Genomic DNA, 11,465 nt, shown 5'->3' on the forward strand with positions numbered 1-11,465 from the left:
TTGGTTACTCTCCCTGCAGGCTAATTAACGCCTCTCCAGTCTGAACACTTGCGCCTTCTGCGACGTGTAAATCTTGAACTATGCCGCCCTCTTCAGCTCTGATCTCAGTTTCCATTTTCATCGCTTCAAGAATAATAACGACATCCCCTGCTGCGACCTGATCACCTTTCTTCACAAGGATTTTCCAGACGTTGCCTGACAATGGAGCATTTATTTCAGCACCATTTCCAGTCGTGCTAGGAGCAGGTTGAGCATCTTCTTTTTGAGATGAGGTTTGTTTAATGTTTTGCAGACTACCATTCGGACCTACTTCAACATTGAACACCTTGCCGTCCACTCGCACATCATAAGTTTCTGAGCCGGTATTTGATTGAGGAGTTGCTGAACTGGTCGTTTCTTCTCCCGTTGGAGCTGGCTCAAAAGCATCTGGGTTATTTCTATTTTCAAGAAACTTAAGCCCTACCTGTGGGAACAACGCATATGTGAGTACGTCGTCATCTAAATCTTCAGCAAGTTCGATGTTAGACGCTTTGGCTTTTTCTTGAAGCTCACTCTTGATGCTATCAAATTCGTTCTCAAGCAAATCCGCTGGTCTGCATGTAATGGCTTCGCCACCGTCAAGCACGCGTTTTTGAATGTCTTCGTTCACTGGTGCAGCTGTAGCGCCATACTCACCTTTCAGTACAGCAGCTGTTTCCTTCGAAATAGACTTGTACCGTTCCCCAGTAAGAACGTTTAATACAGCTTGAGTACCAACAATTTGAGAGGTTGGTGTAACCAGAGGAATAAAACCTAAATCTTCTCTAACCTTTGGTATCTCGGCGAGTACTTCATCAAATTTATCCGCAGCCCCCTGCTCACGCAGTTGATTTTCCATATTCGTAAGCATGCCACCTGGAACTTGTGCCAACAGAATTCGCGCATCAATGCCTTTAAGCGCACCTTCAAACTTGGCGTATTTTTTCCGTACTCCACGGAAATATGTAGCAATCTCTTCCAAACGCTCGAGAGAAAGACCTGTATCGCGCTCAGAGCCTTCCGTTGTTGCAACAATAGTTTCAGTTGCTGTGTGGCCATAAGTCATGCTCATGGAAGATACAGCGGTGTCTAACATGTCTATTCCAGCATCGATGGCTTTCATGTACGTTGCAGTACTTAAACCAGTTGTTGCGTGGCATTGCATGGCGATAGGAATAGAAACTCGCTTTTTCAAGCCAGTGATTAATTCATGTGCATCGTACGGACGTAAAAGCCCGGCCATGTCTTTGATACAAATCGAATGACATCCCAAAGACTCAAGCTCTTCAGCCATATCTAACCATTTCTCAAGCGTATGCACCGGGCTCACTGTATAAGACATTGTGCCTTGAGCATGTCCGTCATTGTCTATGGTTGCTTGAATAGCCGTCTTTAGGTTACGTACATCATTCATGGCGTCGAAAATTCTGAAAACATCTACACCATTCGTTTTAGCACGCTCCACAAAGCGCTTTACTACGTCATCAGCATAATGACGATAGCCTAATAGGTTTTGTCCGCGCAGCAGCATTTGCTGAGGCGTGTTTGGCATTGCCTTCTTAATTTCTCTTAAGCGCTCCCAAGGATCTTCGCCTAAATAACGAATGCAAGAGTCAAAAGTCGCGCCACCCCAGCTCTCCATAGACCAATAACCAACTTGGTCTAGCTTCTCAGCAATAGGAAGCATGTCTTCTAGTCTAAACCGCGTTGCCAACAATGATTGGTGAGCGTCTCTTAGCACTAGTTCTGTTAGTTTTAATGGCTGACTCATTTTTGACTCCCCTTGTCCTTACGGTACTGCTTCACAGCAACAGCGATGGCCGCAACTATGGAAGAATGATCTGAAGTATTGGTCGATGTGGCAGTTTCACGTTGAGCGGGTTCTTTACTCGGTGCGATCCAACCTAAGATATAGGTGACCGTAGTTAATACGAGCAAGAACAAAAAGACTACGCCCATTCCTGCAAACATGAGTTCAACTGCGTTTGTAATTAATTGATTCGACATAAACTCGCGCTCTTCTGAATTTAATATTTACTCCAACGAGTAAATGAATTATCTAAGTGTACAGAACGCGCAGAAATATTCGAGGGTACAAGGCAAGGAAATGCCGTGTCATTTGTAATAGTAGATATAAAACAAGGAAATGGCGCGCTCGGGAGGACTCGAACCTCCAACCGCCTGGTTCGTAGCCAGGTACTCTATCCAGTTGAGCTACGAGCGCATCATAAAGTTGGTATGTGTTAAAACTGGCGCGCTCGGGAGGACTCGAACCTCCAACCGCCTGGTTCGTAGCCAGGTACTCTATCCAGTTGAGCTACGAGCGCGTTGTTTTAACTGGCGGTGAGGGAGGGATTCGAACCCTCGATAGGGCTACAAACCCTATACTCCCTTAGCAGGGGAGCGCCTTCAGCCTCTCGGCCACCTCACCGCGACTTGTGGGCGTGAATTCTAGAGAAATTAGCGAATATGTCAACGCTTTTTAGGAATTCTTCCACTGATTGCGGTTTTAATAGCCAAAATGATTCAATTTCGGTCAAAAAAACCGGCGAAGAGCCGGTTTCTTAAATTTAAACTTTATTCGTCAGCAGTGTCGTTCCCGTCTTTTTCCTGCTGAATTCTCATGTATATCTCTTCCCGATGTACCGAGACATCCTTGGGCGCATTAACACCAATACGCACCTGATTTCCCTTTACACCCAGAACAGTCACGGTGACGTCATCACCGATCATGAGTGTTTCACCTACCCGGCGGGTTAAGATTAGCATTTAGTTGGCTCCTTCAATACCGATTCCAAATAGGCTTCGAGTTTCCCACTGAAGCGCTACTGCGCACGCATAGTATCAAGTTGATTAAGAATGACACTATAACATAAGTAGTATATTAATTATTACTTATGTAAACAGCACCTGCTGACCTTGCTCTCTAACAAAAAGCATAGCACAACTTATTAAGTCAGGAGTAACAACATTTCAAAACAGCGCTGAAATTAATAGGTTATGCGACCAAACTATCCAAGCTTTTCATTTAACCATGTTTTGGCTTCAGCCAATGCTTTCTCTGTGTGTGCTGGTTCGTTACCACCGGCTTGAGCCATATCAGGCCGTCCGCCACCTTTACCACCAACATATCCAGCAGCTACGTTTACTAGCTCACCAGCCTTAACTTTGCCTGTTAGTCCTTTTGACACACCTGCAATTAAACTTACTTTGTCATCACCAGGGACGGCAATAAGTACAATACCTTCTTGTAAGCGTGTTTTCAGTTGGTCTACTAACTCGCGCAAGCCCTTAGGATCTGCACCCGGTATAGAAGCAATAACGGTTTTTACACCATGAATCATTTCCGGAGAATCTGCGAGCTTGGCTCCAGCTTCAGCCGATGCTGCTTTCTGCAAATCAGCAAGTTCTTTCTCTAAGCCTCTTTGCTTCTCAAGTACCTGTTGGATACGCTCCGAAACTTTATTTGGATCGGTTTTCAATACAGAAGCCAGTGTTCGCAACTGTTCAGACTGCCCTTGCATAAATGCCAATGCAGCATCTCCGGTAACCGCTTCAATACGGCGTACGCCTGATGCGATACCGCCCTCAGACAAAATACGGAATAAGCCAATGTCGCCTGTGCGTTCAACATGCGTGCCACCACACAATTCCATAGAGTATTCCCCCATGGAAACAACACGGACATCGTCGTCATATTTTTCGCCAAACAATGCCATTGCGCCAGCTGCTTTTGCTTCTTCGATAGGCATCACTTGCGTTTTCAAAGTGTGATTTGCCAACACCTGTTGGTTCACCTGAAGTTCAATGGCCTTCAATTCATCCGCTGTTAAGGCTTGGCTATGGGAAAAGTCAAAGCGGAAACGCTCAGCTTCAACTAACGAACCTTTCTGGTTTACATGGTCGCCAAGAATGTTTTTCAACGCAGCGTGAATTAAATGGGTTGCGGAGTGATTACGCTTTATAGCCGCTCGGCGCTCAGCATTAATAACCGCCTCGACCTTATCACCCACTTTCAAAGCTTGAGTAGCCTTACCCACATGGCCAATCCCCTTTCCTAGGTATTGGGTGTCTTGTACTACGAAAACTTCACTACTTGCCTTGTTAAACACGCCTTGGTCGCCAACCTGACCACCACTTTCTGCATAAAAAGGAGTTTGCGCCAGCACAACAGTTGCCTCTGTGCCCGGAGCAACAGCGTCTACCGCACTACCCTCAACGAATAGTTCAACGACTTCGGCCTGGTCTTTTTGTGTTTCTGTATAGCCAACAAAGTCAGTTACAGTGGCTGAAGTAACTTGAGCGTTGTAATCAACGCCAAAGTTTGAAGCTTTTTGCGCGCGTTCACGCTGCTCGGCCATCGCGTCATCGAAACCCTTCTGGTCGATTTTAATACCTTTTTCGCGGGTAATGTCGGCCGTTAAATCAAGCGGAAATCCATATGTGTCATAAAGTTTAAACGCAACATCGCCAGCCAGAACGTCACCTTCAGTTAAGTCGGACATAGCGTCTTCTAACAAACTTAATCCGCGCTGCACAGTTCTAGCAAACTGGTCTTCTTCTTGCTGCAACGCTTTTACAATAGCCTTTTCGGCCTTCGCTAATTCAGGGAATGCGTCGCCCATAAGACGAACCAATTCTGCAACTAACTTATGGAAAAATGGTTCACTGGTACCAAGCTTATGCCCATGACGAATAGCACGGCGAATAATACGACGCAAAACGTAACCGCGTCCCTCGTTAGAAGGCAAAACACCGTCCGTAATTAAAAACGAACAGCTACGAATGTGGTCTGCAATTACACGTAAAGACTGCTGCGAAAGATCGCTAGTGTGCGTAAGTTCAGCTGCTTTATTGATGAGCGCAACGAAGGTATCAGTTTCATAGTTCGAGTGAACATGCTGCATTACCGCCGCAATGCGCTCTAATCCCATACCGGTGTCAATTGAAGGGTTCGGCAATGGGTCTAGCGTACCGTCGGCTTGACGGTTGTACTGCATGAAAACTAAATTCCAAATTTCGATGTATCGGTCACCGTCTTCTTCAGGAGTTCCCGGAGGACCGCCCCACACTTCTTCGCCGTGATCATAAAAGATCTCAGAGCATGGACCACATGGCCCGGTATCACCCATCTGCCAGAAATTATCTTTTGCGCCAATACGGCTGATACGGTCTTCATTTACGCCAATTTCTTGCGCCCAGATATCGTATGCTTCGTCGTCTTCTTCAAACACCGTTACCCAAAGCTTTTCTTTAGGTAGTTTCAGTTCTTCAGTTAAGAAAGACCAAGCATACTGAATAGCTTCGCGCTTAAAGTAGTCACCAAAACTAAAGTTACCCAGCATCTCAAAAAACGTATGGTGACGTGCGGTATAGCCTACATTTTCTAAATCATTATGTTTACCACCAGCTCTTACGCAGCGCTGAGAGCTTGTCGCACGGGTGTAGTTTCGCTTGTCAGTCCCTAAAAATACGTCTTTAAAAGGCACCATTCCGGCATTGGTAAATAACAGTGTTGCATCGTTTCCGGGAATCAATGAACCACTAGGAACCACAGTGTGGCCACGGTCTTCAAAAAATTTAAAAAACGCAGAACGAATTTCAGCACTTGTCATACTCATGGAATGCTATCCCGAATTAACTTATTGGATTTACAACTGAAGCGCTCTCGCAACTATGCGAAAACGCGTGAAATTAAGGCGAAAATATACCACGCTTTGGCGTTAGAATATAGCGTGTTCCCAGTCCCAATCATCGCTTTCTGTAACGTCAATCGCGTAACGAATGTGATCAGGCAAAAAGCCTCGGCTAGCAAGAAACCTTTGTCTCTTGGCAAGGGCTTTTAAGTCGCCTTTTGCCGGCTCTCTAAACTTTCTTACCAATGTTTCTACAGCCAATGTTTTCCAGTCAACGTCTTCAACGCTCATCGCCTCTTCCATTTGCGAGGAGTGAATTCCCTTTTGCATAAGATCGGACTTGATCTTCAAAGGTCCACGGCGTTGCATAATCCGTTGCCGCACAAACCCTTCGCTAAACCTTTGATCGGATTGCCAACCCCTTTCCTGAAGTTTGTTAAGTACGCGCAGCACTGCATCACTCTCGAAACCCTTTTGGATTAACTTACGCTTCAGCTCCACATAGCTGTGTTCACGTCGACTAAGTAATCCAACTGCACGCTCTTCAATTTGCGACTCGTCGTCGTTCAATTCCTGTTGCGGGTCTTTGTTTTTCATAGTTTTGCTAGCTTCTCAAAATCAGGTTCATTCCAGCTTGCGCAATGCCAGCCTCCACCACCTACCAGAAGGGCGCGACAAGGTGTCTGAATAATTTCGAATTGTGGAAAGTGAGTTGTCATTATCGACTTAGCGGTTTGATCTAACGAGCAACCAAATGCCGGCAAAACAATAGTATTGTTCAATCTTATAAAGTTTACGTAGGTTGCCATCAAAGGCATTTGACTTGGCCTTTCACGCACACTACTCGACGACTCGATAGCACAAGACTCTTCCATAGTTAATCTTGGCGGCATAGGCAATGGTAATTTCACCAGTTCAAATGCATTGCCGTTAGCATCGGTTCTCTCGCTAAGCACGCGTTCTACAGCTAAACATTGTTGATGATCTGGATGTGTCTGGCGCGTAGTCAGCTCATTCGAGTAATCAGTATCGTTCACAGCCACCACACCAGGTGCTAAAAAGCATGCCATATTATCCACATGGCCACCCGTTTCGTCAGCGGACATTGTTCCTGGAAGCCAAATCACTTTCTTCAAACCCAGAGCGTCTTTTAGTAAGGCTTCGATATCTTGAGTTGAATAATGTTTATTCTTTTCCCTTTGTAACAAGCTACCGGCACATACAAGCGCGGTTCCTTGCCCATCGGTATGAATTGCTCCACCTTCTAAGACAAAATCATGTTCTGCAATCAGCAAGCTCGGCGTTTCAGCTTGTAGCTTTTGGCTCAACCAGTTTCTTGCTGAAATATCGAGTTGCCATTGATGGTCAATGCCACTCCAGCCATCAAAATTAAAGTGGTGCAAGCTACCGTCGGAACAGACTAAAGGAGCGCAATCTCTGCTCCACAGGTCCGCATAGGCGACTTCAAATAACTGGACGTGAGTGAGGTTATGTTGTGCGAGTTGGTTGTGTACATAACTACTAGATGCGGTACTCACCATAAGATTAATCGCTATCTCACTAACTTCTGTAGAGTCACGCAAAGCTTTGCATAACAATAGAAGTTCTTGTTGAGTAGCTTTCCCGTGGTTCGGCCAAACATCGGGGCGCTCCGGCCAACGTAACCAAAGCGCCTTACTAGGAATCCATTCGGGGACCAAACTTGCTGGCAAGGCTTAGGACCTCTTTTGATACTTCGCTTGTTTTGAGCGTCTGGCTCTTTTCATGTCTCGTTGCCTATCTTCCTTGGTAATCACCGGTGCCGACTCTAGCTCTGGCATTTTAACCAAACTGCGTAAATGGTTTACTTCTTTCAAATTCAAATCAAGCCAGCCACCCTGAACTAAGCCTTTAGGTAGCAATTGGTCACCCATTCTAATGCGCATAAGCCTACTTACAGTAAGCCCCAATGCTTCCCACATACGCCTTACTTCTCGGTTACGTCCTTCTGTAAGTACAACATGGAACCATTGATTAATGCCTTCACCACCGCGACGCTTAATTTGCTTAAAGCTCGCCATGCCGTCTTCGAGCTGAATTCCTTTTCTAAGCTGCTGCACATTCGCTTCAGTAACTTCACCGAATACACGCACCGCATATTCACGCTCAATTTCATACTTCGGGTGCATCATACGGTTCGCAAGCTCACCGTCGGTTGTGAATAACAATAACCCAGAAGTATTTATATCTAATCGACCTATAGCAATCCATCGGCCATTACTCACTTTCGGTAACGATTCGTAAACAGTGGGTCTGCCTTCTGGGTCTTTCCTTGTAACTAGCTCCCCTTCTGGTTTGTGGTAAACAATTACACGGCACGGTACGGCATCAGCATCAGGAACTTTTACTTTATGTCCGTCAACGCGAATATCGGCGCCGGGACCCACACGCTCTCCTAAGTGAGCAACCTGCTGGTTCACACGAATTCTTCCAGCCTTAATCATCGACTCAACTTCGCGTCTGGAACCAACGCCAGCTCGTGCTAATACTTTCTGCAACTTTTCAGTGTTATCCACTTGGTATTTCCTCTTGATTGTCACGCTCCCGCGTGTCGGACTCTGGCGGTTCTGCTAAAGCAGGAATATCCGCCACGGATTGAATAGAAAAATAGTCTAAAAATGTCTTGGTCGTGGCAAAAAGAGCTGGACGTCCAGGAACTTCTTTGTGACCAACAACCTTTACCCAACCTCGCTCTTGCAAGGTTTTCATAATTTGCGTGCTTACCGAAACGCCACGAACCGCTTCTATTTCACCGCGAGTTATGGGTTGTCGCCATGCAATAAGCGCCAGCGTTTCCATCAGCGCTGCTGAGTATCGAGGTGCGCGTTCTGCCCACATTTGAGATAATGCGGGACCAAGTTCTGGACGCGTTTGAAACCGATAGCCCGAAGCTAACTCGACAAGGTTTACACCTTTTTCGTTGTATTCATTTTGTAACTGATCGATTACCTGGCGAATACGAGGCTTGTTTAATGAGTACTGAGCCAACACGCCAGTGAGCAACTGGTCAATGGTTACCGGCTGCTCGGACGAAAAAATAGCTGCTTCAACCAGTTGCTTTAACTGTTTATCGTTAATCATATTACGCCTCTAGCTCAGTAGCTTGCTCACTAGCTCGACTGACATAAATATCTGAATACGGCTCGGCTTGAACAAGTTTAATTAAACCTTCCTTGTTGAGCTCTAAAATAGCTAAGAAAGTTACCACAACACCCGGCTTACCCTCTTCCACTTTAAATAAAGTAATGAAATCTACGTTTTCATTATCCGCTAAGCGTTCTAACACTGCGCTCATTCTTTCTCGGGTAGACAGTGCTTCTCTTTTTATATGATGGTGCGTTTGAGCTTGTACAACCCGCATAACTCGCGCTAACGCCAAACTTAACTCTTCCATCGACACTTCCGGCGGCGTATGGGCAGCTAAGTCTTTAGCGTCAGTGGTCGCCGCTGCAAAAAAGAAATCACGTTCCAGTTGTGGCTGTTGGTCGAGTTGATGAGCACCTTCACGAATAACTTCATATTCTCGCAGTCTACGAATTAACTCGGCTCTTGGGTCTTCTTCTTCATCATCTTCAGAAGGAGGTTTAGGCAATAACAACCGGCTCTTAATCTCAGCAAGCATAGCTGCCATAACTAAGTAGTCGGCTGCGAGCTCCAACTTTAACTCACGCATGAGCTCCACATACTCCATATACTGTTTCGTTATCGACAGTATAGGAAGGTCAAGAATATCTACTTTTTGACGCCGAATAAGATACAACAACAAATCCATGGGCCCAGAAAAAGCATCTAACATGATCTCTAAAGCTTCAGGGGGAATATACAAGTCTTCTGGGCGTTCAATAACAGGCTCACCACGCACGAAGCCAAGTGGTAAGGACTGTTGTTCTCCCAATTCTGAATCAGCTGTTAGTTCAACGTTGTCGTTCATATTTAGAACTCAAATGGATCTGGGTCACCTTGCCCAACTCGCAAAATATTAACTTCACCATCGCTCATGTCGACAACAGTCGTTGGCTGCTCTCCAATACGGCCACCGTCAATAATAACGTCGACTTGGCTGTCGAGTTTATCGCGGATATCTTCAGGATCAGCCTCAGCAAAATCTTGCCCTGGTAAAATAAGCGTAGTCGACATCAGTGGTTCACCAAGCTCTTCCAGCAACGCCTGTGCTATTTTATTTTCAGGCACACGCAAACCAATCGTTTTTCTTTTCGGATTTAACAGCCGGCGAGGTACTTCTTTGGTACCTTTCAATACAAACGTATACGCGCCAGGAGTGTTATTTTTTAAAAGCCTGAAAGCTTGGTTGTCTACTCGCGCGTAAACCGAAAGCTCCGACAAATCACGACACATTAGTGTGAAGTTATGGTCTTTGCCGATGTTTCTAATTCTGCAAATGGTTTGCACCGCATTTTTGTTTTCCAACTGACAGCCAATGGCGTAGCCCGAGTCAGTCGGGTAAACCACAACGGCCCCATTCTTAATAGCAGTAACGGCAGCTTGAATAAGTCGAGACTGCGGATTTACGGGATGTATTTCAATGTATTCGCTCATGCTCTATTCCACGTGACGCTGGGTAATATTCCATGACGACCATACGGGCGTCGCGTTCTCAGGTAATTGTAAATTCCTGCCAAGTTCTCTCCATGGACCCGGACGGTGAAAGTCTGAACCTACGGATACGGGAAGCTGATAAGTATCGGCCAGCTCCTGTAACCAAGCACGTTGTTCTTTTGTTTGTTGGCAGGATACAACTTCTAATGCATCGCCACCAACGGCTTTAAACTCTTGTATAAGTCGACGCAACCACTTCGAACTCATTTTATAGGCTAACGGATGCGCAAGACCTGTTGTTCCTCCGGCTTGCTTTATTACAGCTACGGCATCTTCAATAGAAGTCCAGGCGGTAGGTACATAGGCACGCGCTCCTTTGGTTAGGTATTGCTTGAATGCCTGCTCATGCGTCTTTACGTAGCCATGACGCACAAGAGCATCAGCGAAGTGAGGTCGTGTGAGTACGCGAGGGGATGAGATGTCTATGTCGCTAGAACTAGTTGGCAAGTGTTCGGCTTTAACGCCAGCCTTTACTAATTTTTCGGCAATTTTTCTCGCTCGCTCAGCTCGTTTGTTTTGTTGCTCTAGGACTAACGCTTCCATCGCGGCGTGAGACTCATCAAAGTTCCAGCCCAACACGTGAATTTCAAAAGTATGCCAACGGCAACTCACTTCTATTCCGCTAATAACTTCCGGTGATTTTAATGAATACTGAGTCTTCGCTTGGCGCGCAAGTGTTGTAGCACTCACGGCATCGTGATCGGTAATAGCAATATAATCGAGCTGCATCTGGTTGGCTCTAAGCATTAGAAGCTCGGGCGTAAGCTCGCCATCAGATATGTTGGTATGCATGTGCAGATCGATTCTCATCGGGGTCTTGGCTTCGTTCGTGTTCATAACGAGATATGGTACGCCCTTTTGCTCATAAACTCACCATTTACCGTGTTAATTTTAACTTTCTGGCAAACGCCTGAAATTTCTATTGACACAAATGACAAGCATCGGTATCTTTTCGCTGTACAACTTAGCTCGATTAGTTCCGAGTTGATAATAACTCTCTCGAGTTCACGCATTTAGAAGAAAAAGCATTTAGAGAAAATATGAATTACTTAAACAATACACAACATAATTTTTGGTGGCACTCGCAGCTTGCGGGTGACGGTGTATTGTAACTTTTTTATAATTACAAACTTCGAAAAGCCCGCTTCTGAAGCG

General features: G+C 45.6%; 11 protein-coding genes, 3 tRNA genes and 1 other annotated feature (1 of these 15 running past the window's edge). All 14 genes read right to left on the reverse strand.

Annotated features, from left to right (window positions below; genetic code table 11):
• Positions 1–4 precede the first annotated feature (4 nt).
• Complete coding sequence (oadA, locus tag DQX04_RS04045; protein ID WP_111914598.1) at positions 5–1,789, reverse strand: sodium-extruding oxaloacetate decarboxylase subunit alpha; 1,785 nt, start codon at positions 1,787–1,789, stop codon at positions 5–7.
• On the reverse strand, positions 1,786–2,025 hold the full coding sequence (locus tag DQX04_RS04050) for an OadG family protein (RefSeq protein ID WP_111914599.1): 240 nt from the start codon (positions 2,023–2,025) through the stop codon (positions 1,786–1,788). Before DQX04_RS04050 ends, oadA begins: the two co-directional genes overlap by 4 nt.
• A gap of 140 nt (positions 2,026–2,165) precedes the next feature.
• A tRNA-Arg gene (locus DQX04_RS04055) sits at positions 2,166–2,242 on the reverse strand.
• A 26-nt stretch (positions 2,243–2,268) separates the two neighbouring features.
• Positions 2,269–2,345 (reverse strand) — tRNA-Arg (locus DQX04_RS04060).
• 11 nt (positions 2,346–2,356) lie between these two features.
• Positions 2,357–2,449: transfer RNA gene (locus DQX04_RS04065), tRNA-Ser, on the reverse strand.
• Positions 2,450–2,595: 146 nt separating this feature from the next.
• Positions 2,596–2,787 (reverse strand): carbon storage regulator CsrA, encoded by a 192-nt coding sequence (csrA, locus tag DQX04_RS04070; RefSeq protein WP_111914600.1) that lies wholly within the window; start codon positions 2,785–2,787, stop codon positions 2,596–2,598.
• Positions 2,788–3,029: 242 nt separating this feature from the next.
• A complete protein-coding gene (gene alaS, locus DQX04_RS04075) occupies positions 3,030–5,639 on the reverse strand; it encodes an alanine--tRNA ligase (protein ID WP_111914601.1) in 2,610 nt (869 codons plus the stop codon).
• A 102-nt stretch (positions 5,640–5,741) separates the two neighbouring features.
• Positions 5,742–6,251, reverse strand: coding sequence for a regulatory protein RecX (locus DQX04_RS04080; protein WP_111914602.1), 510 nt, complete (start codon positions 6,249–6,251; stop codon positions 5,742–5,744).
• Positions 6,248–7,366: an agmatine deiminase family protein gene (locus DQX04_RS04085; RefSeq protein ID WP_111914603.1), complete on the reverse strand. Its 1,119-nt coding sequence runs from the start codon at positions 7,364–7,366 to the stop codon at positions 6,248–6,250. The genes DQX04_RS04080 and DQX04_RS04085 overlap by 4 nt, the downstream gene beginning before the upstream one ends.
• A gap of 3 nt (positions 7,367–7,369) precedes the next feature.
• Positions 7,370–8,209, reverse strand: coding sequence for a 23S rRNA pseudouridine(2605) synthase RluB (rluB, locus tag DQX04_RS04090; RefSeq protein ID WP_111914604.1), 840 nt, complete (start codon positions 8,207–8,209; stop codon positions 7,370–7,372).
• Entirely contained in the window at positions 8,202–8,774 is a 573-nt protein-coding gene (gene scpB / locus DQX04_RS04095) for an SMC-Scp complex subunit ScpB (protein ID WP_111914605.1), read from the reverse strand. Before scpB ends, rluB begins: the two co-directional genes overlap by 8 nt.
• Before the next feature lies 1 nt (position 8,775).
• Complete coding sequence (locus DQX04_RS04100) at positions 8,776–9,624, reverse strand: ScpA family protein (RefSeq protein WP_207801083.1); 849 nt, start codon at positions 9,622–9,624, stop codon at positions 8,776–8,778.
• A 2-nt stretch (positions 9,625–9,626) separates the two neighbouring features.
• Positions 9,627–10,250: an L-threonylcarbamoyladenylate synthase gene (locus DQX04_RS04105; protein WP_111914606.1), complete on the reverse strand. Its 624-nt coding sequence runs from the start codon at positions 10,248–10,250 to the stop codon at positions 9,627–9,629.
• 3 nt (positions 10,251–10,253) lie between these two features.
• Positions 10,254–11,102 carry a PHP domain-containing protein gene (locus DQX04_RS04110; protein WP_165831936.1) on the reverse strand — a complete coding sequence of 283 codons (849 nt, stop codon included), beginning with the start codon at positions 11,100–11,102 and terminating at the stop codon, positions 10,254–10,256.
• 275 nt (positions 11,103–11,377) lie between these two features.
• Positions 11,378–11,465: a sequence feature (Trp leader region), on the forward strand; it runs 11 nt beyond the window's last position.

The sequence above is a fragment of the Aliidiomarina sp. B3213 genome (assembly GCF_003290085.1).
In the GTDB taxonomy this organism is placed as follows: domain Bacteria; phylum Pseudomonadota; class Gammaproteobacteria; order Enterobacterales; family Alteromonadaceae; genus Aliidiomarina.

Coding starts and splice junctions, on each gene's coding strand:
- alaS (WP_111914601.1), bottom strand. CDS start 5,639: ATGAGTATGACAAGTGCTGAAATTCGTTCTGCGTTTTTTAAATTTTTT.
- DQX04_RS04110 (WP_165831936.1), bottom strand. CDS start 11,102: ATGCATACCAACATATCTGATGGCGAGCTTACGCCCGAGCTTCTAATG.
- csrA (WP_111914600.1), bottom strand. CDS start 2,787: ATGCTAATCTTAACCCGCCGGGTAGGTGAAACACTCATGATCGGTGAT.
- DQX04_RS04105 (WP_111914606.1), bottom strand. CDS start 10,250: ATGAGCGAATACATTGAAATACATCCCGTAAATCCGCAGTCTCGACTT.
- oadA (WP_111914598.1), bottom strand. CDS start 1,789: ATGAGTCAGCCATTAAAACTAACAGAACTAGTGCTAAGAGACGCTCAC.
- DQX04_RS04050 (WP_111914599.1), bottom strand. CDS start 2,025: ATGTCGAATCAATTAATTACAAACGCAGTTGAACTCATGTTTGCAGGA.
- DQX04_RS04100 (WP_207801083.1), bottom strand. CDS start 9,624: ATGAACGACAACGTTGAACTAACAGCTGATTCAGAATTGGGAGAACAA.
- scpB (WP_111914605.1), bottom strand. CDS start 8,774: ATGATTAACGATAAACAGTTAAAGCAACTGGTTGAAGCAGCTATTTTT.
- DQX04_RS04080 (WP_111914602.1), bottom strand. CDS start 6,251: ATGAAAAACAAAGACCCGCAACAGGAATTGAACGACGACGAGTCGCAA.